Source organism: Xanthomonas translucens pv. undulosa, assembly GCF_017301775.1.
In the GTDB taxonomy this organism is placed as follows: domain Bacteria; phylum Pseudomonadota; class Gammaproteobacteria; order Xanthomonadales; family Xanthomonadaceae; genus Xanthomonas_A; species Xanthomonas_A translucens.
The window spans coordinates 964,663-987,181 of sequence record NZ_CP063993.1 but is presented as its reverse complement, the minus strand read 5'-3'; the positions used below and the strand labels follow the sequence as shown (position 1 = coordinate 987,181).

Here is a 22,519-nt window from a genome sequence, read left to right as displayed (position 1 = left end):
TCGCGGCGATGCTACAGGCTTTCGCCGCGCGCGTCGCTCAACGGCGCTGCCCGCGCCACAGTGCGAGCGCGGCGAGCAGCAGCAGGATTTCGAAGCCGGCCAGGCCGGTGGTGGTCGGCCCGACCGGCCACAGCCGCAGCAGGCTGGCGCTGCGGTAGAGCACGATCGGCACGTAGAAGGCCAGCGCCAGCAGCAGCCCGGTGCGGATCTGCCCGCTGCGCGCGAAATGGCCGAACAGGAATGCCATCCCCAGTTGCAGGCCGCCATAGATGACCAGGTACTCGGACTGGCCGGAGCGGTCCAGGCCGATATAGCCGACCGCCGCGGCGGTCTGCGCCGGCAGCAGCGTGCACCAGATCGCCAGGACCGCGTACAGCGCGGCGTTGAACCACAGGTAGGCCTTGGCCATGGAAGTTCCTTGTCGTGGGAGGGGCGATGCCGTTGCATGCTTGTAGCGTCCGCGCCGGAGGCCGGCGTGAATGCGCGCTCGGCGCGGATCAGCGCGCGGCGCATTGCGCGACCAGCGGTTGCTGCACCGCCTGGTTCCAGGCGTCGTCGTCGGCCTGGCCGCGCAGGCGCTCGGGGAATTCGATGCGCACCTGCGCATAGCGGCCGCGCGCGTCGCGGACATTGCCGATGCCGCGGAACTCGAGCAGGCGGCGATCGCCGCGCGTATAGGCCACGGCGATGTTCGGCAGCACGCCGCCGTACCAGGCGTCCACCGCCAGCGTGTAGCGCTGGACGCCGGCGTCCACCGCCGCGGGCTTGATCTGGAAATCCAGCGTGCGCAACGCACTGGGCAGCACGAAGGACACGCGCTGCGGCGTGCCCTGGCCCAACGCGTCCCAGTGCAGGCGCAGATAGGCGTCGAACCCGGCATCGATCACCTGCGGCGCCGCCGTCGCCGGCAATGGCGCGCTGCGTTCGGGCTGGCCGTCGCGCTGGCTGAACATGACCCGGCCTTTGCCGGCATGGCGCACGCCTTCGCGGTAGCCGCTGCGCGCATCGACCAGTTCGAAATCCGGGGCGATGCTGCCGTCGGCGATGCGCTTGCGCGCGAACGCGGTGCCGTCGGCGCAGCGGTACAGCACCAGCCGCGCGCCGTCGTCACGCAGCCAGTGGCTCTCGCGGTACAGCAGTTGCTGGCCGTCCGGCGCATAGGCCAGGCCGTCGTAGTGCAGCATGGCCTGCGCCGGGGCGGCCGCGCCGAGCACGGCGATGCACAGGGTGGTCGCCAGCGGCAGGCGCGCGCGGGCGAGCGGGGCAGGGGCGATCGGCGTGGGCATGCGCAGCGTTTCCGCAGGATGGTGACAGCGAGCGATACGCGGCGGGCGCCGATCCGGATGCGCCCCAGGGCGTGTCATCCCTCCCCGAGCCGCTCGCGCCACTGCCGCGCATGCGGGTTCATGGCAGCGTGCACGCGCAAGCGCGGCGCTACGGGTTGGGCCTGTCGCGCCGCCAGCCGGCACCGTGCGGCGAGACCTGGCCAGCCGTCAGGCGCTGCGCCACGCAGCAGTGGCTGGCGAGCTGACAGACCCAACGCGACCTACTCGGGAATGCACGACATGCCCTGGACCGGACGCAGCGCGATGCAATCCACCGGACAGGCCGGCACGCACAGCTCGCAGCCGGTGCACAGCGGCGCCAGCACCGTGTGCATGTACTTGGCGCCGCCGACGATGGCATCGACCGGGCAGGCCTGGATGCACTTGGTGCAGCCGATGCAGTCGGCCTCGATCACCAACGCCACCTGAGGCGGCTTGTGCGTGCCGCGGCTGCGGTCGTAGGGCAGCGGCCGCGTGCCGAGCACGTGCGCCAGCGCCCGGGCGCCGGCGTCGCCGCCGGGCGGACAGCGGTCCACCTGCGCCGTGCCGCGCGCCATCGCTGCGGCGTACGGGCGGCAGCCATCGAAGCCGCACTGGCCGCATTGGGTCTGCGGCAGCAGGCGATCGAGGCGTTCCAGAAGGTTGTCTTGGGCAGGCTTCATGGCGGATTCGGCGCGTCGGCTGCGGCGCGCCGCAGGGCGAGGGTCAGGCGACGCGGCGTCCGCCGTACCAGCGCTCGTGGGCCAGCGCCAGCATCGGCCGGTCCTCGCGGCTGTCGCCGTAGGCGTAGACGCGCCGATAGGCGGCCACATCGTAGCGCGCGCGGATCAGGCGCGCTTTGTGCGGCCCGCAATCGCCATCGGCGTAGCGGCCGGTCAGCCGGCCGTCGCGCGCTTCCAGGCGGTTGCAGATCAGCGCCAGACCGTGCTGTTCGCACCAGGGTTGCAGGTACAGGTCCAACGATCCGGATACCAGCACCACGCGGTCGCCCTGCGCCTGATGCCAGGCGATGCGCTGCATCATCTCCGCGCGCAGCAGCGACGGAAGCACCTCATGCGAATAAGTCTGAGCGTGCGCGGCGATCTCCCCTGCGTCCCGGCCACCGAACACCATCCGCGTGACCCGCCTGCGGATCGCCTGCGCCGACACCAGGCCCAGCCGATAGCCGGCCAACCACGGCCCGACCGACCATTTCGCCCGCGCCAGCTGCTGCGGTGTGGCGACGCGGCGCAGGAACCGCGCATAGGTATCGGTGGTGGTGACGGTGTGGTCGAAGTCGAACAGGGCTAAGTGCATGGGAATGTGGAATGGAGAAATCGGGAATGGGCAAAGCGGATTCATCGCAGTTGCAGGCGTTCTGCGATTCCCGATGCTCCATTCCCAGCTCTCAACGCACCGGCATGCCCGGCTGCGCGCCGCTGTCGGCGTCGAGCAGCGCCAGCGCGCCGCCGTCGAAGCCGGCCGACAGGATCATGCCTTCGCTGAGGCCGAAGCGCATCTTGCGCGGGGCCAGGTTGGCGATGAACACCACGCTGCGGCCGACCAGGGTTTCCGGCTCGGCGTAGCTGCCGCGGATGCCGGAGAAGATCTGCCGCTTGCCCAGTTCGCCGGCGTCCAGTTCGAAGCGCAGCAGCTTGTCCGAGCCCTCGACGCATTCGCACACCAGCACCTTGCCGATGCGCAGGTCGAGTTTGGCGAAATCGTCGATGCCGATGGTGGCGGGACTCGGGACTTGGGACTCGGGACTCGCAACAGCGGCGGCTGCGGGTTTCGTTGCAGGAGTCGGTACAGCGGCTGCGGGGGCGAGGGTGTCCTTGGAGGCGTCGGTCATGGCGTCGATCAGTTTGGGGTCGATTCGGGTGAACAGCGGGGCGTAGGGCTGGATGACGTGCGCCAGCAGCGGCGCGTCGAGGTCGTCCCAGGCGCTGAGCGGTGCGCGTAGGAAGGCTTCCGCTTCAGCGCTGGTGCGCGGCAGCACCGGCTTCAGCGCGCCGGCCAGCACCCGGAACAGGTTCAGGCCCTGCGTGCAGACCGCCTGCAGCTGCGCGTCGGCGCCGTCCTGCTTGGCGATCACCCACGGCTTGTGCGCGTCGATGTACTTGTTGGCCTCGTCGGCCAGGGCCATGGTCTGGCGGATCGCGCTGGCCGCGTCGTTGCGCTCGTAGGCCTCGCGGATCGGCGCCAGCGCGGCGACGAAGCGCGCGTACTGCGCCGGGTCCGGCAGCGCGTCGGCCAGCTTGCCGCCGAAGCGCTTGTCGATGAAGCCGGCGCAGCGGCTGGCCAGGTTGACGAACTTGCCGACCAGGTCGGCGTTGACCCGCGTCACGAAGTCGCCCAGGTTCAGATCGAGATCGTCGACCCCGCCGGACGACTTGGCGGCGAAGTAGTAGCGCAGCGCTTCCGGTTCCAGGCCCACGTCCAGATAGGTGCGCGCCATCACGAAGGTGCCGCGCGACTTGGACATCTTGGCGCCGTCTACCATCAGGTAGCCGTTGACGTGCAGCCGGGTCGGCGCGCGGTGACCGGTGCCGTGCAACACCGCCGGCCAGAACAGGCCGTGGAAGTTGACGATGTCCTTGCCGATGAAATGGTGCAGTTCGGTGGCGGTGCCGGCCGCCAGGTGCGGTTCGAACGCTTCGCCCTGGCGCGCGCACAGGTTCTGGAAGCTGCTCAGGTAGCCGATCGGCGCGTCCAGCCACACGTAGAAATACTTGCCCGGCTGTCCGGGGATCTCGAAGCCGAAATACGGCGCATCGCGCGAGATGTCCCAGGCGCGCAGCCCGCCCTCGCTGTCCAGCCACTCCATTAGCTTGGCCTTGACCCCGGGCAGGGCCACATCGCCGGCCAGCCACTGCCGCAGGAAGCCGTCGAAGCGGCCGACTTCGAAGAAGAAGTGCTCGGAGTCGCGCAGTTCCGGCGTGGCACCGGAGATCACCGACTTCGGCTCCTTCAGCTCGGTCGGCGCATAAGTGGCGCCGCAGACCTCGCAGTTGTCGCCATACTGGTCGGCGCTGCCGCAGTTGGGGCAGATGCCCTTGATGTAGCGGTCGGGCAGGAACATGCCCTTGGCCGGATCGTAGAACTGCGCCACCGAGCGCCGCGCGATGTGGCCGCCGGCGTCGAGCTTGGCGTAGAACGCCTCGGTCAGCGCGCGGTTGGCGGCCGAGTTGGTCGAATCGTAATGATCGAAGGCCACGCCGAACGCGGCGAAATCGCGCTCGTGGCTGGCCTGGATGTTGGCGATGAAGTTCTCCGGAGTGACCCCGGCCTTCTCCGCGGCGAGCATGATCGGCGTGCCATGGGTGTCGTCGGCGCAGACGAACCAGGTGCGGTCGCCGCGCAGCCGCCGCGCGCGCACCCAGATGTCGGCCTGGATGTAACCGACCAGATGGCCCAGGTGTAGCGGGCCATTGGCGTAAGGCAGGGCGGTGGTGACGAGAGCGGTGCGGGTCATGGCGAACGGCGATCCGTGGGGGATCGCGATTATCGCATTAGTCGTGGAGCGGGGACTCGGGACTCGGGACTCGGGACTCGGGATCAAAAAAGGCGCCTTGCGGCGCCTTTTTTGACTTTGGAACTGCATCGGAAGCTGGCAGCGTCGCCAGCGCCTGCTTCAAGCGGCTGTTCCGAGTCCCGGGTCCCGAGTCCCGGCCTCATTCCCTGATCCAGATCTGCGTCCGCCCCAGCACCTCGATGCCGATGTAGCCGCGCATCTGCAGCTTCTTGCCGCCGTCGCTGAGGGTGAGCTTGGCCTTGTAGGTCTTGCCTTTGGCCGGGTCCAGCACCGAACCGCCGCTCCACACCGCGGTGCCGTCTGGCTTCAGCCCCCACAGGATGGTCATGCCCTTGATCGGCTTGCCTTTCTGCGCGCCGTCGCACTTGTCGCACAGCGGGTTGGGACCTTTGTTCGATTGCAGGATCTCGATCACCTTGCCGCTCAGCGTGCCGTTGCCGGCCTGCTCGATCTGTACGATCGACTTGGGCTTGCCGGTCTCGTCGTCGATGGTCTGCCAGCGGCCGACCGGCGAAGTGTCGGCGGCCTGCGCGACGAACGCGGCCAGGCTCAGCGGCAGGGCCAGCATCAGGGTCTTGAAGGTAGTGCGCATGTGTCCCCTCCCAGGGTGTGTGCGAAGCGGTCGGCGCGATGCCGACCTGGGACCGACTGTATACCCAGGCGTATGGCGCTGGGAATCGCCGGCCGCAGGCGGTTCAGCGGGTCGCCGGCGCCCTTCAGATCCGACAGTCGACACCGGGCTGCCGCTACGTGGTCGCTGCGCCCCTGGACGTCGCTTGCGTAGAGGGCGACGCAACTCCAGCGCAATAGGAGAACGCAGTCGAATCGACGCGGGCTTGCGTCGCTTACGCGATCTCGTACAGTTCCAGCGGCAGGTCGTCCGGGTCGGCGAAGAAGGTGAAGCGGCGCCCGGTGTATTCGTCGATGCGGATCGGTTCGGTGACCACGCCGTGCGCCTGCAGGTGGGCGACGGCGGCGTCCAGGTCGTCCACGCGCAGCGCCAGGTGGCGCAGGCCGCAGGCTTCCGGGCGGCTGGGCCGCGGCGGCGGTGCGGGGAAGGAGAACAGTTCGATCTGGGTGCCGTCGGGCAGGGCCAGGTCCAGCTTCCAGGAGTCGCGCGCGTCGCGGTAGACCTCGGCGATCGCGCGCAGGCCGAGGATGCGGCAGTAGAAATCCTTCGAGCGCACGTAGTCGGCGGCGATGATCGCCACGTGGTGTACGCCGCGCAGGGTCAGGCTCATCGGCACAGCGCCTGGCCGAACTGCAACAGGTGGCCGTCCGGATCGTGGATCGCGAACTCGCGCATGCCGTAGGCGAAGTCCTTGAGCGGATAGGCGATGCGGGCGCGCGGCTGCAGCCGCTGCCACCAGGTGTCCACATCATCGGTGCGGAAGTACAACGAGCCGGGAAAGCCGGCAACGGCAGCATCGGTGGACGGCTGCTGCGCGGCTAGCATCAATGCCAGCGCCCCATGTCGCAGCGAGGCCCAGCCGGCGTCTGCGCCACCGCCCTCGATGCGGAAATCCAGCGTCTGGGTGTAGAACGCCAGCGCCGCGGCAAGGTCGGCGCTGCGCAGCATCGGCGTCAACGCGGTGAGGGTCATGCGCAGCTCCAAGTGCGGAAGGAAGCGGGAGGCCAGCCATCGTCGAGCATAGCGTAGCGTCGCGCCCGTAGCTGAGGCGCGGCGCCGGGTATGTGCGCAAGGGTCAGCGATGAAGCTGGTTTATACCGATGCCTATGCATGGCAGGATGTGGGTCTCGCCCTATGCCGTGGATGCCATGCGCGCTCTCGATGAACTGCCGCCGGCGCGCTTCCAGCGCACTATGCAGGTCCGCCACCTGGTGATGTTGTCGCTGGGTGGGGTGATCGGGACCGGCCTGTTCTTCAATACCGGCTACATCATCGGCACCAGCGGCGCGTTCGGCACGGTGGCTGCGTATTTGATCGGCGCGCTGGTGGTGTATCTGGTGATGTTGTGCCTGGGCGAGTTGTCGGTGGCGATGCCGGAAACCGGTGCGTTCCATGTCTACGCCGCGCGCTACCTCGGGCCGGCCACTGGTTTCGCGGTGGCATGGCTGTACTGGCTGACCTGGACGGTGGCGCTGGGTTCCAGCCTCACGGCCGCCGCGTTCTGCATGCAGTATTGGTTTCCGCGCTCGCCGGTGTGGGGCTGGTGCCTGCTGTTCGGCGCGCTGATCTTCGGCTTGAACATGTTCTCTTCGCGCTGGTTCGCCGAGAGCGAATTCTGGTTCGCGCTGGTCAAGGTATTGGCCATCCTCGCCTTCATCGTGTTCGGTGGTGCTGCAGTGGTCGGCTGGCTTCCTTACGCCGATGGTTCCCCGGCGCCGGGCTGGCGCTACCTGCTCGGTCCGGTGCCGTTGACGCACGCGTCGCTGTCCGATCGGCTGTTCCCGAATGGTGCCTTGCCGATCCTGATGACCATGGTGGCGGTGAATTTCGCGTTCTCCGGCACCGAATTGATCGGCATCGCTGCCGGCGAGACCGAGCACCCGCAGCGCGCAATCCCGATCGCGATCCGCACCACAATGGCGCGCCTGCTGATTTTCTTCATCGGCACCGTGCTGGTTCTGGCGGCGTCGCTGCCGATGCAGCAGGCCAGCGTGGTGCAGAGTCCGTTCGTGACCGTGTTCGAGAAGATCGGCCTGCCCTATGCGGCCGGCGTGCTCAACGTGGTGATCCTGACCGCGATCCTGTCGGCGGCCAACTCCGGGCTGTACGCCTCGGCGCGCATGCTGTGGTCGCTGGCCGAACAACGCACACTGCCACGCGCGTTCGCGCGGCTGACCCGGCGCGGCATCCCGCTGGTCGCGCTGTGCTTCAGCATGCTCGGCGGGCTGCTGGCGCTGCTGACCGGCGTGGTCGCCGCCGATACCGTGTTCGTGGCGATCTCGGCCATCTCCGGCTTTGCGGTGGTCGCGGTATGGCTGAGCATTTGCGCCTCCCACTATGCATTCCGCCGCGCGTACCTGCGTTCCGGCGCGCCGCTGGCGGCGCTGCACTACCGCGCGCCATGGTTTCCGTTGACGCCGATACTGGGCTTCGCGCTGTGCCTGCTGGCCTGCATCTGCCTGGCCTTCGATCCGGCGCAGCGCATCGCCCTGTGGTGCGGGCTACCGTTCGTGGCAGCCTGCTACGCCGGATATTTTCTCACGCAACGGTGGCGTCCATCCCATGTCGAAAACGGAACCGACCATGCCCCATAACCCATTGACCGCGTTGCTGGCCGACCAGCGCTGCATCGTGCTCGACGGCGCGCTGGCCACCGAGCTGGAGGCGCGCGGTTGCGACCTCGGCGATGCGCTGTGGTCGGCCAAGGTGCTGCTCGAGCAGCCGCAGCTGATCCGCCAGGTGCACCTGGATTATTTCGAAGCCGGTGCGCAATGCGCGATCACCGCCAGCTATCAGGCCACGCCATTGGGCTTCGCCGCACGCGGGCTGGACCTGGCGCAATCGCAGCAATTGATCGCCCGCAGCGCGCAGTTGGCGCTGGAGGCGCGCGATGCCTATCGGGCGATGCATGCGGATGCCGGCGCACTGCTGGTGGCCGGCTCGGTGGGGCCGTACGGCGCCTACCTGGCCGATGGATCGGAGTACCGCGGCGACTACGCGCTGCCGCAGGCGCAGATGCTGGACTTCCACCGCCCGCGCATCGCCGCATTGGTCGCCGCGGGCGTGGACTTGCTGGCCTGCGAGACGCTGCCGTCGGCGGCGGAGATCGTCGCGCTGCTGGCGTTGCTGCAGGAATTTCCGCAGAGCACGGCGTGGTTTTCGTTCACCCTGCGCGATGCCATGCACCTCAGCGACGGCACGCCGTTGCGTGAGGTGGTGGCGCGACTCGACGGCCATCCGCAGGTGGTGGCGCTCGGCGTCAACTGCATCGCGCCGGAGCTGTGCAGCGCAGCGCTGCAGCATCTGGCCACGCTGACCCGGTTGCCGCTGGTGGTGTATCCGAACTCCGGCGAGCACTACGACGCCGCAGTCAAGCACTGGGATGGCGCCGGCGCCGATGCCTGCAGTCTGGTCGATCGTGTCGATGCCTGGCGCGCTGCCGGCGCACGCCTGATCGGCGGCTGCTGCCGCACCACGCCGCGCGCTATCGCGCAGCTGGCGCAGCGGTTGCGCACGAATGCGTTGCACGGTGGTTGATCCTGAGAGCGCGTCGTCGCTGTGCCGGCGTCGGCTCTGCAGGAGCAATGCAGGCTGGCTCGAAGCGCAGGGAATCCAATGTAGCAGAGGCTTCAGCCCCGACCGCTTTTTTACCGGTAACGCCCGGTCGGGGCTGAAGCCCCTCCTGCAGGTGCTGCGCCGCTGCGTCAGCCCTTCTTGCCCGCCACCCAGCGCTCGATCTTCTCCTGCAGCACGTCCAGCGGCACCGAGCCGTCCTTCAGGATCTCGGCATGGAACTCGCGGATGTCGAACTTGGCGCCGAGCTGGGTGCGGGCGTAGTCGCGCAGCTGCAGGATCTTCATCTCGCCGATCTTGTAGGACAGCGCCTGGCCGGGGATGGCCATGTAGCGCTCGGTTTCCGCTTCGGCGTCGGTGCGGTTGGTGGCCGAGTTCTCGAGCATGTAGTCGATCGCCTGCTCGCGGCTCCAGCCCTTGCTGTGCAGGCCGGTATCCACCACCAGGCGGATCGCCCGCCACAACTCGTTCTGCAGGTAGCCGAAGTAGTTGTAGGGATCCTGGTACAGGCCCAGTTCCTTGCCCAGCGATTCGGTGTACAGGCCCCAGCCTTCGATGTAGGCGGTCTCGCCGCCGAAGCGGCGGAACTTGGGCAGGTTGCTCAGTTCCTGCTGCAGGCCGAGCTGGAAGTGATGGCCGGGGATGGCCTCGTGCAGGTACAGGTCTTCCGCATCCCAGGTCTTGCGGCTGGGCAGGTCGTAGGTATTGACGTAGAAGATGCCCGGGCGCGCGCCGTCTTCGCTGGGCCGCATGTACGAGCCGCCGGCCGCCGTCTGCGCGCGGTACGGCTCCACCGGGCGGATCTCGAACGCGGCCTTGGGCTTCAGCGCGAACAGGCGCGGCACCGCGGCGTCTACCCGCGACTCCAGGCCGCGGTAATAGCTCAGCAGTTCGTCTTCACTCCTGAAGGTGAAGCGCTTGTCGGTCTGCATGAACTTGAAGAACTTCGGCATCGAGCCACGGAACTTCACCTGCTTCATCACCACCTGGATCTGCGCCTGGATGCGCGCCACCTCGTCCAGGCCGATCTGGTGGATCTGCGCCGGGCTCAGCGTGGTGGTGGTGCTCTGGCGCACGTTGTAGGCGTACCAGTCCGCGCCGCCGGGCAGCGCGCCGACGCCGGCGGTGCTGCGCGTGGCCGGCAGGTATTCGGAGGCGATGAAGCCGCGCAGCGCGCGGTAGGCCGGCATGATCCGGTACTCGATCAGGCGCTTGTAGTCGGCGCTGATGCGCTGCTTGTCGGCCGCCGGCATGTCCGCCGGCAGGTTGCGCACCGGGCCCCAGAACAGGCTTTCCTCGGCGGTGGGCTTGATGATCGCGTCCAGCTGCGGCAGCACCTTTTCCATCAAGGCGCGCGGCTGCACCACGCCGGCCTTCATGCCTTCGCGCATGTTGGCGATGGCCTGGTCGAACAGGGCGGGGATGCCCGACGCGCGCCGCGACCAGTTGTCGTAGTCCTTGGCCGTGTGGAACGGCTGCGCGCCGGTACCCGAACCGAGCATCACCAAGATGCTGCCGATGTTGTAGAACTGGTTCACCGGCTGCATCCAGCTCGGGTATTTCTCCGCTTCCAGCGCAGTGCGCGCATCGCTGACGAAGATCTCGTAGCTGAGCAGGTCCTGCCCGCTCAGCCCGTCCTTGCCGATCGCCTCGGCCTTGCCCAGCCACAGCACGGTGAAATCGTGCGACTGCTGGCGGAATGCGGCCGACAGGAAGTTCGGCAACTGGTCGTTGTAGCGGCTGTCGCCCTGGAACGTGGCCTGCAGCGGATTGAGCTTCAGCGACGCTTCCCAGTAGTCGTCGTACAGGCGGTTGAGTTGCTGCGCCTTGCTCAGCACCACCGGCGCCGGCGTCGGTCGCGCCTGCCTGGCCTTGCTGGCCTTGGTGCGGGTCTGCGCGGTCTGCTGCCTAGCGGTCTTCTTCTTGGCCGCATCCGCCGGTGCGGCCAGCGACAGGCTCAGCACGGCGGCGATGGCGAGCGACAACAGGCGGGGAAAGCTGGGCGGCATTACGGGCTCCAACGACAAGCAAGCACGCGAGCTTGCACGATCCGCATCGTGTAGGCCACCCACCGTCGCACCGGCGGTCAGCCAAAAGACGGTACGGCCGATGGCCGCCGCCGCCGCTGCGGCAACAGCGCGGCACGGCACGGGCCAGGCTGGGCGGTGCTCTGCGCCAGCTGCGCGGACGCTGCCTGGGAGGCCGCACCGCTGCAGCGGCGATGTCGCTGGCGCGTGCACAGCGTACGCGCTGACGTGCGCAACTCCGGCCGCTGCTGCGCCGGCGCGACCGCTGCGCGCACTCAGTCGGCCGCGGCTTCCTCGCGCAGCTGCTCGGCGCGTTCGGGACTCAGGTAGTCGGTGATCAGCCGCCGCATCAGGTACAGCAGCGGGATCAGCAGTACCGCCAGCAGCATCTTGCAGATGTAGTTGAGCGTGCTCACCGCCAGGAACAGCGGGATCGACCAGTGTTGCGGGCCGAGCACGAAGGCGATGTAGATGACCACGAAGCTGTCGATCAGCTGCGACACCGCGGTGGAGCCGGTGGCGCGCAGCCAGACGTGCTTTTCGCCGGTGACGTTGCGGATGCGGTGGAACACCGCCACGTCGATCAGCTGCCCGGCCAGGAACGCGACCAGCGAGCCGGCAATGGTCCACAGGCCCTGGCCGAACACCGCCGCGAACGCGGCCTGGTAGTCCGGCACGCCCTGCTGTTGCGCCGCGCCGACCCAGAATGCGGCCGGCGCCAGCGCGATCGCGGCGAACGCGAACAGGAAGCCGTAGCCGATCAGCGCCACCGCCAGCCAGGAGATGAAGCGCACCCCGCGGCGGCCGAAGAACTCGTTGATGGTGTCGGTGAGGATGAACACCAGCGGCCACAGCAAGGTGCCGGCGGTGAAGTTCATCGAGCCGGTCTGGCCGAACAGGTTCCAGTTCAGCGGCGCGATGCCCAGGGTGTCTTCCAGTGCGAAGATCTTGACCCCGATGAATTCGGCCAGCGCGGCATTGACGCAGAAGAACGCCGCCAGGCCGATGAACAGACGAACCGCGCGATCGTCGAGCGTGCCGTTGCGCATGCGCGTCAGCGATCCGCGGTGCGGGTGAACGGCACGCTGTCCGGCGCCACCGCGCCGCCGGAGATGATGAAGCTCATCGCCTGGTCAACGCTCCAGTCGGTGGGGGTCAGCAGCTCCACCGGCACGATCTCCAGGTAACCGGAGGTCGGATTCGGCGTGGTCGGCACGTACACCGCGGCCAGCTCGCGGCCGGTGCCCTGTTCCTTGATCACCCGGGTGACCAGGCCCACCGACTTCATGTCGCGATGCGGGAAGTCGATCAGCACCACGCGCTGGGTGCTGCCGGGCTCGGTCTGCAGCATGTCCAGCAGTTTGCGCGCGCTGTCGTAGACCACGCTGGCCAGCGGGATGCGGCGCATGACCGCCTCGAACCAGCGCAGCAGGCGCTGCCCGATCACGCGCCGGCTGAGGATGCCGACCAGCATGATCACCCCCAGCGTGGCGGCCAGGGCGATGGTGTTCTGCACCCACAGCGCGGTGACCCACCACATCTCGTGCGGGAAAGAGGCGGCAATGCGCGCCGACAGCGGCACCACCCACGGGCTGCTGATGCCCGACAGCAGCACGAACACGAACTTGACCACGACCCAGGTCAGCCAGATCGGCAGCACGGTCAGCAGGCCGGTGAAGAACAGCCGTTGCAGGGACGGGCGGGGGTGCGGAGCGGGGGTATCGGGCGACATCCGCCTAGTGTAGCGGCGCGCTGCGCCCGACGCTGCGGCCGGTGGCCAAGAATGTGCACTTCGTGCAGATGCGATGGGGCAAGCGGTATGGCAAGGAGCGGCAAATGGCTGGGCATCGAGCGCGCCAGGCGGCGTGTCGCGGGCGCCGCAGCGATCGATCTCGCCAGTCTTACCGCGCCGGCTTGCGCCTGACGTACAGCTGCTTGCGCGTGCGCGCCACCACCTCGCCCTGCGCGTCGAGGATCTCGTTGTCGAACCAGCGCAGGTATTTGTCGCCGCCGGCGGTGGCGGCGCGCATTTCGTCCAGCAGCGCATCGTCGAGACGGAACTGTGCGCTCACCGTGCCGCGCCCGGGGCGCACGAACTCGATGCTGCCGGCCTTGTCCCAGACGTAGTAGGCGCGGCCCAGGTTCTGCATCGCCAGCAGCATCCAGAACGGATCGGTCATCGCGAACAGGCTGCCGCCGAAATGGGTGCCCACGTAGTTGCGGTTCCATGGCCGCATGCGCAGTTCGACCCGCGCGTAGCGGTAGTCCGGGCTCAGCTCCACCAGATGGACGCCGGCGAACAGGAACGGCGGCCACAGGTTCAGGCCCAGGCGGAACAGGGAGGCTTTCATTGCGGACGGTGGGCAGCGCCAGGGGAGGGTGAGCTTACCATCCGCATGGGTATGGAGAGTGCCGGGCGCTGCGTTGCGCTGCCCGCAACGCCGGCAGCGGCCGCCCGCCCTGGCGCGCAGTCACGGCCGGCGCCTTCCGCGCGCGCTTCAGAACAACAGCGCCGACATCTTGCGCCGGTAGCGGCCGACCAAGTCCTCGTCCTCGATCACCCGGAACGCGTCGATCAGCGACTTCCTGGGCAGGCCGTCCTCGAAGCTGCGGTCCTGGCGCAGCATCTCCAGGAAGTGCTCGAGTGCCGCCTCGTCGTCGCCGGCGATCAGCTGGCGCACGCCCAGCAGGTAGCGCGCCTTGAGGTCGGCCGGGTTCTGCGCGAGCGTGGCCTGCAGCGTCTCCATTGGCGGCGCCGACTGCAGCGCGCCGACGAAACCCAGCCGCGCCCGCGCGCGCACCGCGCGCTCGTCGGTGGCCAGGTTGGCTGGCAGCGCGTCGATCAGCGTCTCTGCCTCGGCGGCGGCGCCGGTTTTCACCAGCGCCAGCGCCAGGTCCAGCTTCAGTTCGTCCTTGTCCGGCTCGGCGGCCACCGCTTCGCGCAGGCGCAGCACCTCGGCATGCGGATCCAGCGGCGCGGCGGGCGCGTCTTCCTGGACCTCGGCCGGCGCCGGCAGCGGCGCAATGCCGTGCTGGGTCAGGAATTCGCGCAGCTGGCCTTCGGGCATGGCGCCCGGGAAGCCGTCCACCAGTTGCCCATCCTTGACCAGGAACACGGTCGGCACCGAGCGGATCTGGAACGCGGCGGCGATCTGCTGCTCCTGGTCCACATCCACCTTGGCCAGTTCGAACGCGCCGTGGTACTCGGCGGCCAGCTTCTCCAGGATCGGGCTCAGGGTCTTGCACGGGCCGCACCAGGGCGCCCAGAAGTCCACCAGCACGGGCGTCTGCAACGATTTCTGCAGCACCTCGGCTTCGAAGGTCTCGGTCTTGGCGTCGAAAACGTGGGGCATGTCGGACATGGGGGGGCATCGTGGCTGGCGAAGAAGATTCAGTTCTATGGTGGCAGACCGGCGGCGACGCAAGGGTGCACAGGCCGAAGCCGATGCCGCGCGGCCTGCGCGGCGTGCCGGGTGCTGCGCGTGCCAGTCGCGGCGTCAACGGCGACAATGGGCGTTTGGCGCGCCGCGGTGGCGTGGCGGCACAGGGGCCGGGAGACACGATGGCGAACCGATACGATCAGGCGCTGGGCTACGCGGGGCCGCTGCTGGCGCTGGTCGCGGTGGCCGCGGTGGTGGGCTTCGGACTGGCCCTGCCTGGCTACCTGCCGTGGTCGCATCCGGTGGCGCTGCTCGGTGCCAGCGGCATCCCTCATGCCTGGGCGTTTGATCTGCTGGCCTTCGTGCTGCCCGGGGCGCTGGCGGTGGCGCTGGCGCTGCGCCTGTTGCAGCGCAGCGGCCGTGGTGCGCCCTGGTCGCTGCGCGTCGGCGGCCAGTTGCTGCTGCTGGCCGGGCTGGCCTTCGCCGGCATGGGCCTGCTGCCGCTGGACCCGGCCGACCTGGAATCGCGCGCCACCCAGTTGCACGCCAGCGCCTGGCTGCTGTGGGTGGTGGCGCTGGTGGCGGCAGCCAGCCTGCTGGGCATCGGTGCCTGGCGCCAGCCCGGCGCGCGCGGCTGGGCGCGGGCCGCGCTGGCAGTGGCGCTGCTGGCCGCGCTCGGCGCGTTCGCGCTGGACGCGCTGCTGTCGGCGGCGGTGGCGCAGCGGCTGGTGTTCGCGCTGTGGTGGGCCTGGCTGGCGCTGCTGGCCTGTTGGCCCGGGCCGCAGGCGCTGCCGCGCCGCGGCTGAGACGCCCCCCCGCCGCGCAATCGGCGCCGGCCCCGGAGCGCATCGAACCCGCCTGGCGCGCGGGGCGGTGCGCGGCGCCGGGCAACGCGGCAAGCACTGTTTTTCCGCTATTCGCCGCACTGACAGCGCGGCGCGCACGGCTCCCCTGGCCGGGCGCAGGCCAGCGGCGCCGGCACCGCTCGTCGCCGCGATTGGAGCCGCCTGCTGCGCTGCGGTACCCTTGTCTGCTTTGTTGCCGCCTGGCCCTTGCCCGTTTCCATGTCCGCCGTCGAGCCCACCGCCTACGACCCGCAGCAGGTCGAATCGTCCGCCCAGCAGTTCTGGGACGCCACCCGCGCCTTCGAGGTCAACGAGACCTCCGACAAGCCCAAGTTCTACTGCCTGTCGATGCTGCCGTACCCGTCCGGTGCGCTGCACATGGGCCACGTGCGCAACTACACGATCGGCGACGTGATCAGCCGCTACCAGCGCATGAACGGCAAGAACGTGCTGCAGCCGATGGGCTGGGACGCGTTCGGCCTGCCGGCCGAGAACGCCGCGATCAAGAACAAGACCGCGCCGGCGAAGTGGACCTACGCCAACATCGAACACATGCGCAGCCAGCTCAAGTCGCTGGGCTATGCGATCGACTGGTCGCGCGAATTCGCCACCTGCCGTCCCGAGTACTACGTGCACGAGCAGCGCATGTTCACCCGGCTGATGCGCAAGGGTCTGGCCTATCGCCGCAATGCGGTGGTGAACTGGGACCCGGTCGACCACACCGTGCTGGCCAACGAGCAGGTCATCGACGGCCGCGGCTGGCGCTCCGGCGCGCTGGTGGAGAAGCGCGAGATCCCGCAGTGGTTCCTGCGCATCACCGATTACGCGCAGGAACTGCTCGACGGGCTGGACCAGCTGCCGGGCTGGCCGGAGTCGGTCAAGACCATGCAGCGCAACTGGATCGGCCGTTCCGAAGGCCTGGAGATCCAGTTCGAGGTGCGCGACGCCGACGGCGCCGCGCTGGATCCGCTGCGCGTGTTCACCACCCGCCCGGACACACTGATGGGGGTGACCTTCGTCTCCATCGCCAGCGAGCATCCGCTGGCGCTGCATGCGGCCAGGTCCAACCCGCAACTGGCCGCCTTGCTGGCCGAGCTGAAGCAGGGCGGGGTGTCCGAGGCGGAACTGGAGACCCAGGAAAAGCGCGGCATGGACACCGGCCTGGTGGCGGTGCATCCGGTCAGCGGCGAACAGGTCCCGGTGTGGGTCGCCAACTTCGTGCTGATGGGCTACGGCACCGGCGCGGTGATGGCGGTGCCCGGCCACGACCAGCGCGATTTCGAGTTCGCCAACAAGTACGCGCTGCCTATCCGCCAGGTGATCGCGCTGACGGCGCCGAAGAACGACGAGGAGCGCACCTGGGAGCCGAGCGTCTGGCGCGACTGGTACGCCGACAAGAGCCGCGAGTTCGAACTGGTCAACTCGGCCGAGTTCGACGGCCTGGACTACCACGGCGCGTTCGAGGCGCTGGCCGAGCGCTTCGAGCGCAAGGGCCAGGGCCAGCGCCGCATCAACTACCGCCTGCGCGACTGGGGCGTCAGCCGCCAGCGCTACTGGGGCTGCCCGATCCCGGTGATCTACTGCCCCAGCTGCGGCGCGGTGCCGGTGCCGGAAGACCAACTGCCGGTGCTGCTGCCGGAGAACGTGGCGCTGAGCGGCACCGGTTCGCCGCTGAAGACCGATCCGGAATGGCGCAAGACCACCTGTCCGCAATGCGGCGCGGCGGCCGAGCGCGAGACCGACACCTTCGATACCTTCATGGAGTCGAGCTGGTACTACGCGCGCTACACCTCGCCCTGCGCCAAGGACATGGTCGATAAGCGCGGCAACTACTGGCTGCCGGTGGACCAGTACATCGGCGGCATCGAGCACGCCATCCTGCACCTGATGTACTTCCGCTTCTTCCACAAGCTGCTGCGCGACGCGCGTCTGGTGGACAGCGACGAGCCGGCGACCAACCTGCTGACCCAGGGCATGGTGATCGCCGAGACCTATTACCGCGACAACGGCGACGGCTCCAAGGACTGGATCAACCCGGCCGAGGTGGACGTGCAGCGCGACGAGCGCGGCCGCATCGTCGGCGCCAGCCTGATCGCCGACGGCGCACCGGTGCAGATCGGCGGCACCGAGAAGATGTCCAAGTCCAAGAACAACGGCGTGGACCCGCAGGCGATGGTCGGCAAGTACGGCGCCGACACGGTGCGCCTGTTCTCGATGTTCGCCGCGCCCCCGGAGCAGTCGCTGGAATGGAACGAGGCCGGCGTGGACGGCATGGCGCGGTTCCTGCGCCGGCTGTGGGCGCAGGTGCACAAGCATGTCGCCGACGGCGCCGCCCCGGCGCTGGACGTGGCCGCGCTGGGCGCCGAACACAAGGCGTTGCGGCGCAAGACCCACGAGACCATCGGCAAGGTCGCCGACGACTACGGCCGCCGCCACAGTTTCAACACCGCCATCGCCGCGGTGATGGAGCTGACCAATGCGCTGGCCAGGTTCGACGACGCCGGCGAACAGGGGCGCGCGGTGCGCCAGGAAGCGCTGGAAGCGGCGGTGCTGCTGCTCAACCCGATCACCCCGCATGCCAGCCACGCGCTGTGGCAGGCGCTGGGGCATGCGCCGACGCTGCTGGAAGACCTGCCGTTCCCGCAGCCGGACCCGGCCGCGCTGGTGCGCGACGCGCTGACCCTGGCGGTGCAGGTCAACGGCAAGCTGCGCGGAACCATCGAGGTCGCGGCCGACACCCCGCGCGAGCAGATCGAGGCGCTGGCCCAGGCCGAACCGAACACGGCCAAGTTCCTGGACGGCCTGAGCATCCGCAAGATCATCATCGTGCCGGGCAAGATCGTGAACCTGGTGGCGGCGTGAACCGCGCCGCCGCGGTCGCATGCGTTGCCGCGGCGCCAGGTGCGGCGGCGCCGTCGGCGCGCGCTTCGGCACGTCTCAACCCTCGTTCACGCGGCATCGGGCAGGCTAGCCGCCTGTTGCCGCGCCCAGCCGGCTCCCCCAGACTGTGCCCATGACCAGACTCCTGCTCGCCCTCGTCCTCGCGACGACTCTGACCGCCTGCGGCTTCCACCTGCGCGACAAGCTGACCCTGCCGGCCGGCACACCCTCGGTGAAGGTGGTCTCCTCGGCGCCGTACAGCGAGCTGGTGAAGCTGCTAGAGCGCGGCCTGCGCGCCGCCGGCGCGGAGATCGCGCCGAAAGAGGTCAACACCGGCGTGGCGCGCCTGGAAGTGCTGTCCGAGCGCTGGGGCGACCTGCCGATCGCGCTCGACGCCGAAGGCCGCGCCCAGGAATACAGCCTGCGTTACGCGGCGATCTTCGTGTTCCGCCGCGCCGATGGCAGCGTGCTGGTGCCGCAGCAGGTGATCGAGTTGTCGCGCGACTACGTGTCGCCGCCGACCGACGCCACCGGTACCACCACCGAGCGCGAGATCCTCGCCGACGAGCTGCGCCGCGAGATGTCGGCCTCGATGCTGCGCCGGATCGACAGCGTGGTGCGCGCCGAAGTGCGCGACGGCAAGAACGTCAACCAGGCGCCGCCCGCCGCCACCGGCACGCCGGTCGAAGGCACGCCGGACCCCGGCACGCCGCCGGCGACCATGCCGCAGCCTTGATCCGTCGGCCGCCGCCCGCCGCCCGCCGCTCGCACGTATCAGGCGATCCGCTGGCGGCGCGCCACAGGCCCTAGGTTGCCGCCATGGAATTGCGTCCCGAACAACTCGCCACCCAGCCGGCCGCGCAGCCGCTGCATCCGGTCTATCTGATCGCCGGCCCGGAAACCCTGCGCGTGCTCGAGGCCGCCGACGCGGTGCGTGCGCGTGCACGCGCCGAAGGCATCGGCGAGCGCGAGGTGTTCGACGCCGACGGCCGCGATTTCGACTGGAGCCAGCTGTATGCCAGCTTCAATGCGCCGAGCCTGTTCAGCCCGCGCCGGCTGATCGAACTGCGCCTGCCCAGCGGCAAGCCCGGCAAGGAAGGCGGCGAGGTGATCAGTGCGTTCTGCGCCGACCCGCCGCCGGACGTGGTGCTGCTGATCACCTGCAACGAATGGAGCAAGGCGCACCAGGGCAAGTGGGCCGACGCGGTCGGCCGGCTCGGGGTGATCGCGGTGGCCTGGGCGATCAAGCCGCACGAACTGGGCGACTGGATCGAGCGCCGCCTGCGCAGCAAGGGCCTGCGCGCCGATGCCGGCGCGGTGCAATGCCTGGCCGAGCGGGTCGAAGGCAACCTGCTGGCGGCCGCGCAGGAGATCGACAAGCTGGCGCTGCTGGCCGACGGGCAGAGCCTGGACGTGGCGGCGATGGAGTCGCTGGTCGCCGACGCCGCGCGCTACGACGTGTTCCGCCTGGCCGAGGCCACCCTGGCCGGGCAGGCGCCGGCGGTCGGGCGCATGCTCGCCGGGCTGCGCGCCGAGGGCGAAGCGGTGGCGGGCTTGCTGCCGATCCTGATCAAGGAACTGCTGCGCACCGCGGCGCTGGCCAAGGTCCAGGCCGCCGGCGGCAACCTGGCCGCGGAGATGAAGGGGCAGGGCATCTGGGAATCGCGCCAGGCGCCGTTCAAGCGCGCCCTGCAGCGGCATGCCGAACCGCGCCGCTGGGAGCGCTTCGCCGCCGAGGCCGGGCGCATCGACCGCATCGCCAAGGGCCGCGCCGACGGCGACGCCTGGATCGCCCTGGAGCGCCTGCTGCTGGCCATCGCCGAGGCGCGTGCGGTGCGGTTGTTGGTGGTATGACCGCCGGGACTCGGGACTCGGGACTTGGGACTCGGAACGGCAAGATTCCGGCGAGTGCGTGTGCTGTGGGTGGCAACGCGGAGCAGTCTCTGCAACCGGCCTTGTCGTCGACGTCCGGCTTTTCCGAGTCCCGAGTCCCGAGTCCCGAGTCCCGCGAGCTACAGCTGATCTACGGCGGCACCTTCGACCCGATCCACAACGGCCATTTGGCGATCGCGCGGGCCGCGCGCGATGCGTTCGCGGTGCCGGTGCGGCTGATGCCGGCGGCCGATCCGCCGCATCGCGACGCGCCCGGGGCCGATGCGCTGCAGCGCTGCGAGATGCTGGCGCTGGCCATCGCCGGCGAGCCGGGGTTACTGCTGGACCGGCACGAGCTGCAGCGCGCGCTGGCGCAGCCGGGCGTGGCCTCGTACAGCATCGACACCGTGCGCGAACTGCGTGCCGAGCTCGGCGCCGACGTGCCGCTGGCGCTGCTGATCGGCGCCGACAGCTTGGTCGGCTTCAACGCCTGGCGCGACTGGCGCAGCCTGCTCGACGCGGCGCACTTGGTCGTTGCCGACCGTGCCGGCAGCGGCTGGGAACGCGCCTTGCCGGCCGAGCTGGCGCAGGCGCTCGCCGGGCGCTGGGCCGCCTCGCCGCAGGCGCTGGCGGGCGCGCCTGGCGGCCTGCTGTGGTGCCTGCGGCAACCGCTGCGCAGCGAATCGGCCAGCCAGGCGCGCTCGCGCATCGCCGGCGGCGGCGACTGGGCGGCGCTGGTGCCGGCCGCGGTCGCGGACTACATCCGTGCCGCCGGACTGTATGCGGCGGCCCCTGCAGCTCCCGCGCCGGCTAGCTGAATACGCGTCTTCGCGTAGTTCCCTATAATTCGTCCATTCCATCGAGTTCGCGCCTTTGTCCACTCAAGCCCACGTCATCAAGACCCAACTGCCCAGCCCGCCGCCGTCGTTGCCGGTCCTGCTCGCCCACGTCCGCAACGCGCTCGACGAGCTCAAGGCCAAGGACGCGGTGGAAATCGACGTGCGCGGCAAGTCCAGCGTCACCGATTACATGATCGTCGTCTCCGGCACCTCCACCCGCCACGTCAAGTCGATCGCCGACGAAGTGATCAAGCACGCCAAGAAGCTGGACGTGATGCCGCTGGGCGTGGAAGGCGAGCGCGAGGCCGAGTGGGTGCTGGTCGATCTCGGCGACGTGGTGGTGCACGTGATGCTGCCGCGGGTGCGCGAGTTCTATGCGCTGGAGCGGTTGTGGACGGTCGGCGACCAGCCGCCGAGCGACGACGACGACGGCGACGCACCGGCACGCGATGCCTAAGCGGCGCGACGACGCGCGCGGCACCGGCGGCGATGCGCCGCCGGTGCGGGTGCGCGTCGCGGTCGGCGATGTCGCGCAGTCGCGCGCGACCCCCGCGCGCAAGCGCTTCGGTGCGCTGATTGAACGCCTCGAGCGTACACGCCTGCAATTGCGCGCCTGGCACGAGGCGTTGCCGCGCTGGGAACAGCGTTTCCACGAACAGGTCGAGCCGTTGCTGCAGGCACGCGATGCGGCGCAGGCGCACCTGCTGCGGGAACTGGATGCGGCGCATGCCGCCTGCAAGCTGAGCAAGCGCGATCGCGCCGATCTGTCCGAAGCGATCTGCGAACTGGCCGCGCTGCTGATCCAGGACGGCGGCGGCGACGAGCTGAAGCGCATCTACGACCGCCACAGCCCGGTCGGTTTCGACCAAGGACTGGCCGAGTCCGAGGTGCTGCTGACGTCGGTGATCGGCGAGGAGTTCGGCCTGACCGAGGAAGAGCTGCGGCATGTCCAGTCGCCCGAGGCGCTGTACGCGCAGGTGCACGAGCGCCTGCAGGCGCAGCAGGCGCACGCGGCCGGGCGCGCACAGCAGCGCGCGAAGCGCCGCCGCGTAGGTGCCGGCAAGACAGCCGAGCGCGTCGCCGATCCGCAACAGGCGCGACGCGCGCTGTACCGCACCCTGGTCGCGGCCCTGCATCCGGACCGCGAGCCCGATCCGCAGCAGCGCGAACGCAAGACCGCGTTGATGCAGCGGCTCAACCAGGCCTATCGCGACGACGATCTGCTGACCCTGCTGGAACTGCAGCTGGAGATCGGCCAACTGGATCAGGCCGCAATCGCGGCGATGGCCGAGGAACGGATTCGCGACTACAACAGCATGTTCGCCACGCAACTGAAGCAGGTCGAGCTGGAAGTGGCGCAGGTGGTCGATGACTTCATGGGGCGTTATGGCCTGTACGAAGAGCGTCGTCCGCAGCCGCAGCGCCTGGACGCGTTGCTGGCGCAGTTCAAGCGCCAGCTGCAGGACGAGATCCAGCAATGCGCCGAAGACCGCGCTGCGGCAAGCCGGCCGGACACGCTCAAGCAATGGATCAAGCTATACCGTGCGCGCTTGATCGGGCAGCAGATCGACGACGGGATGTTCGACGTGGCGTTCGTGCCGGAGCGCTGGTGAGGCGCGCGCTGCGGTCGCGG

General features: G+C 69.3%; 22 protein-coding genes. 9 read left to right on the top strand and 13 right to left on the bottom strand.

The window, feature by feature from the left end:
• Positions 1–37: 37 nt before the first annotated feature.
• From ISN38_RS04000 to ISN38_RS03965, 8 genes are all read right to left on the bottom strand, one after another.
• Complete coding sequence (locus ISN38_RS04000) at positions 38–409, bottom strand: hypothetical protein (RefSeq protein WP_003467080.1); 372 nt, start codon at positions 407–409, stop codon at positions 38–40.
• An 88-nt stretch (positions 410–497) separates the two neighbouring features.
• A complete protein-coding gene (locus tag ISN38_RS03995) occupies positions 498–1,286 on the bottom strand; it encodes a hypothetical protein (RefSeq protein WP_003467083.1) in 789 nt (262 codons plus the stop codon).
• Between the two features lie 260 nt (positions 1,287–1,546).
• Positions 1,547–1,987, bottom strand: a complete 441-nt coding sequence (gene rnfB / locus ISN38_RS03990) for an Rnf electron transport complex subunit RnfB (RefSeq protein WP_003467085.1) — start codon at positions 1,985–1,987, stop codon at positions 1,547–1,549.
• Positions 1,988–2,030: 43 nt separating this feature from the next.
• Positions 2,031–2,621, bottom strand: a complete 591-nt coding sequence (locus ISN38_RS03985; RefSeq protein WP_003467092.1) for an HAD family hydrolase — start codon at positions 2,619–2,621, stop codon at positions 2,031–2,033.
• Between the two features lie 91 nt (positions 2,622–2,712).
• Positions 2,713–4,779, bottom strand: coding sequence for a methionine--tRNA ligase (metG, locus tag ISN38_RS03980; RefSeq protein ID WP_003467094.1), 2,067 nt, complete (start codon positions 4,777–4,779; stop codon positions 2,713–2,715).
• Between the two features lie 199 nt (positions 4,780–4,978).
• Positions 4,979–5,431: a DUF2147 domain-containing protein gene (locus ISN38_RS03975; protein ID WP_003467096.1), complete on the bottom strand. Its 453-nt coding sequence runs from the start codon at positions 5,429–5,431 to the stop codon at positions 4,979–4,981.
• A 253-nt stretch (positions 5,432–5,684) separates the two neighbouring features.
• The gene (locus tag ISN38_RS03970) at positions 5,685–6,074 is read right to left on the bottom strand and encodes a VOC family protein (RefSeq protein WP_087960486.1); all 390 of its coding nucleotides are present in this window, start codon (positions 6,072–6,074) and stop codon (positions 5,685–5,687) included.
• 2 nt (positions 6,075–6,076) lie between these two features.
• Positions 6,077–6,442, bottom strand: a complete 366-nt coding sequence (locus ISN38_RS03965) for a VOC family protein (protein ID WP_003467100.1) — start codon at positions 6,440–6,442, stop codon at positions 6,077–6,079.
• Positions 6,443–6,618: 176 nt separating this feature from the next.
• Between ISN38_RS03965 and mmuP the strand changes: the two genes are divergently transcribed.
• Together mmuP and mmuM are read left to right on the top strand one after the other, a co-directional pair.
• Positions 6,619–8,064 carry an S-methylmethionine permease gene (gene mmuP, locus ISN38_RS03960; protein ID WP_170873978.1) on the top strand — a complete coding sequence of 482 codons (1,446 nt, stop codon included), beginning with the start codon at positions 6,619–6,621 and terminating at the stop codon, positions 8,062–8,064.
• Positions 8,054–9,007, top strand: a complete 954-nt coding sequence (mmuM, locus tag ISN38_RS03955; protein ID WP_206712072.1) for a homocysteine S-methyltransferase — start codon at positions 8,054–8,056, stop codon at positions 9,005–9,007. Before mmuP ends, mmuM begins: the two co-directional genes overlap by 11 nt.
• Positions 9,008–9,174: 167 nt before the next feature.
• Here mmuM and ISN38_RS03950 read toward each other — a convergent pair whose 3' ends face one another.
• The 5 genes from ISN38_RS03950 to trxA form a co-directional block, all read right to left on the bottom strand.
• A complete protein-coding gene (locus ISN38_RS03950) occupies positions 9,175–11,052 on the bottom strand; it encodes a DUF885 domain-containing protein (RefSeq protein WP_003467112.1) in 1,878 nt (625 codons plus the stop codon).
• A gap of 293 nt (positions 11,053–11,345) precedes the next feature.
• The gene (locus tag ISN38_RS03945) at positions 11,346–12,119 is read right to left on the bottom strand and encodes a queuosine precursor transporter (RefSeq protein ID WP_003467117.1); all 774 of its coding nucleotides are present in this window, start codon (positions 12,117–12,119) and stop codon (positions 11,346–11,348) included.
• A gap of 5 nt (positions 12,120–12,124) precedes the next feature.
• Entirely contained in the window at positions 12,125–12,802 is a 678-nt protein-coding gene (locus ISN38_RS03940; RefSeq protein WP_003467120.1) for a DUF502 domain-containing protein, read from the bottom strand.
• Positions 12,803–12,971: 169 nt separating this feature from the next.
• The gene (locus ISN38_RS03930; RefSeq protein WP_003467122.1) at positions 12,972–13,421 is read right to left on the bottom strand and encodes a DUF4442 domain-containing protein; all 450 of its coding nucleotides are present in this window, start codon (positions 13,419–13,421) and stop codon (positions 12,972–12,974) included.
• 147 nt (positions 13,422–13,568) lie between these two features.
• Positions 13,569–14,432: a thioredoxin gene (trxA, locus tag ISN38_RS03925; RefSeq protein WP_003467126.1), complete on the bottom strand. Its 864-nt coding sequence runs from the start codon at positions 14,430–14,432 to the stop codon at positions 13,569–13,571.
• Between the two features lie 200 nt (positions 14,433–14,632).
• Between trxA and ISN38_RS03920 the strand changes: the two genes are divergently transcribed.
• The 7 genes from ISN38_RS03920 (at position 14,633) to ISN38_RS03890 (ending at position 22,499) form a co-directional block, all read left to right on the top strand.
• Positions 14,633–15,256 carry a DUF998 domain-containing protein gene (locus ISN38_RS03920; protein ID WP_058195551.1) on the top strand — a complete coding sequence of 208 codons (624 nt, stop codon included), beginning with the start codon at positions 14,633–14,635 and terminating at the stop codon, positions 15,254–15,256.
• A gap of 258 nt (positions 15,257–15,514) precedes the next feature.
• A complete protein-coding gene (gene leuS, locus ISN38_RS03915) occupies positions 15,515–18,157 on the top strand; it encodes a leucine--tRNA ligase (RefSeq protein WP_003470921.1) in 2,643 nt (880 codons plus the stop codon).
• A gap of 151 nt (positions 18,158–18,308) precedes the next feature.
• The gene (locus ISN38_RS03910) at positions 18,309–18,911 is read left to right on the top strand and encodes an LPS-assembly lipoprotein LptE (protein ID WP_003470922.1); all 603 of its coding nucleotides are present in this window, start codon (positions 18,309–18,311) and stop codon (positions 18,909–18,911) included.
• Positions 18,912–18,994: 83 nt separating this feature from the next.
• Positions 18,995–20,029, top strand: a complete 1,035-nt coding sequence (gene holA, locus ISN38_RS03905) for a DNA polymerase III subunit delta (protein WP_003470923.1) — start codon at positions 18,995–18,997, stop codon at positions 20,027–20,029.
• Positions 20,026–20,865 (top strand): nicotinate-nucleotide adenylyltransferase, encoded by an 840-nt coding sequence (gene nadD / locus ISN38_RS03900; protein ID WP_080964752.1) that lies wholly within the window; start codon positions 20,026–20,028, stop codon positions 20,863–20,865. Before holA ends, nadD begins: the two co-directional genes overlap by 4 nt.
• Before the next feature lie 55 nt (positions 20,866–20,920).
• Positions 20,921–21,343, top strand: a complete 423-nt coding sequence (gene rsfS, locus ISN38_RS03895; RefSeq protein WP_003470927.1) for a ribosome silencing factor — start codon at positions 20,921–20,923, stop codon at positions 21,341–21,343.
• Positions 21,336–22,499 (top strand): J domain-containing protein, encoded by a 1,164-nt coding sequence (locus tag ISN38_RS03890; RefSeq protein WP_058358436.1) that lies wholly within the window; start codon positions 21,336–21,338, stop codon positions 22,497–22,499. The genes rsfS and ISN38_RS03890 overlap by 8 nt, the downstream gene beginning before the upstream one ends.
• Positions 22,500–22,519 lie beyond the last annotated feature (20 nt).

What these genes read in the sequence shown, in the direction of transcription:
- ISN38_RS03975 (WP_003467096.1), bottom strand. Translation starts at nt 5,431, where the DNA reads ATGCGCACTACCTTCAAGACCCTGATGCTGGCCCTGCCGCTGAGCCTG.
- ISN38_RS03910 (WP_003470922.1), top strand. Translation starts at nt 18,309, where the DNA reads ATGACCAGACTCCTGCTCGCCCTCGTCCTCGCGACGACTCTGACCGCC.
- ISN38_RS03940 (WP_003467120.1), bottom strand. Translation starts at nt 12,802, where the DNA reads ATGTCGCCCGATACCCCCGCTCCGCACCCCCGCCCGTCCCTGCAACGG.
- ISN38_RS03985 (WP_003467092.1), bottom strand. Translation starts at nt 2,621, where the DNA reads ATGCACTTAGCCCTGTTCGACTTCGACCACACCGTCACCACCACCGAT.
- holA (WP_003470923.1), top strand. Translation starts at nt 18,995, where the DNA reads ATGGAATTGCGTCCCGAACAACTCGCCACCCAGCCGGCCGCGCAGCCG.
- ISN38_RS03890 (WP_058358436.1), top strand. Translation starts at nt 21,336, where the DNA reads ATGCCTAAGCGGCGCGACGACGCGCGCGGCACCGGCGGCGATGCGCCG.
- ISN38_RS03945 (WP_003467117.1), bottom strand. Translation starts at nt 12,119, where the DNA reads ATGCGCAACGGCACGCTCGACGATCGCGCGGTTCGTCTGTTCATCGGC.
- rnfB (WP_003467085.1), bottom strand. Translation starts at nt 1,987, where the DNA reads ATGAAGCCTGCCCAAGACAACCTTCTGGAACGCCTCGATCGCCTGCTG.
- ISN38_RS04000 (WP_003467080.1), bottom strand. Translation starts at nt 409, where the DNA reads ATGGCCAAGGCCTACCTGTGGTTCAACGCCGCGCTGTACGCGGTCCTG.
- nadD (WP_080964752.1), top strand. Translation starts at nt 20,026, where the DNA reads ATGACCGCCGGGACTCGGGACTCGGGACTTGGGACTCGGAACGGCAAG.
- mmuM (WP_206712072.1), top strand. Translation starts at nt 8,054, where the DNA reads ATGCCCCATAACCCATTGACCGCGTTGCTGGCCGACCAGCGCTGCATC.
- ISN38_RS03965 (WP_003467100.1), bottom strand. Translation starts at nt 6,442, where the DNA reads ATGACCCTCACCGCGTTGACGCCGATGCTGCGCAGCGCCGACCTTGCC.
- ISN38_RS03920 (WP_058195551.1), top strand. Translation starts at nt 14,633, where the DNA reads ATGGCGAACCGATACGATCAGGCGCTGGGCTACGCGGGGCCGCTGCTG.
- metG (WP_003467094.1), bottom strand. Translation starts at nt 4,779, where the DNA reads ATGACCCGCACCGCTCTCGTCACCACCGCCCTGCCTTACGCCAATGGC.
- trxA (WP_003467126.1), bottom strand. Translation starts at nt 14,432, where the DNA reads ATGTCCGACATGCCCCACGTTTTCGACGCCAAGACCGAGACCTTCGAA.
- ISN38_RS03995 (WP_003467083.1), bottom strand. Translation starts at nt 1,286, where the DNA reads ATGCCCACGCCGATCGCCCCTGCCCCGCTCGCCCGCGCGCGCCTGCCG.
- leuS (WP_003470921.1), top strand. Translation starts at nt 15,515, where the DNA reads ATGTCCGCCGTCGAGCCCACCGCCTACGACCCGCAGCAGGTCGAATCG.
- mmuP (WP_170873978.1), top strand. Translation starts at nt 6,619, where the DNA reads ATGCGCGCTCTCGATGAACTGCCGCCGGCGCGCTTCCAGCGCACTATG.
- ISN38_RS03950 (WP_003467112.1), bottom strand. Translation starts at nt 11,052, where the DNA reads ATGCCGCCCAGCTTTCCCCGCCTGTTGTCGCTCGCCATCGCCGCCGTG.
- ISN38_RS03930 (WP_003467122.1), bottom strand. Translation starts at nt 13,421, where the DNA reads ATGAAAGCCTCCCTGTTCCGCCTGGGCCTGAACCTGTGGCCGCCGTTC.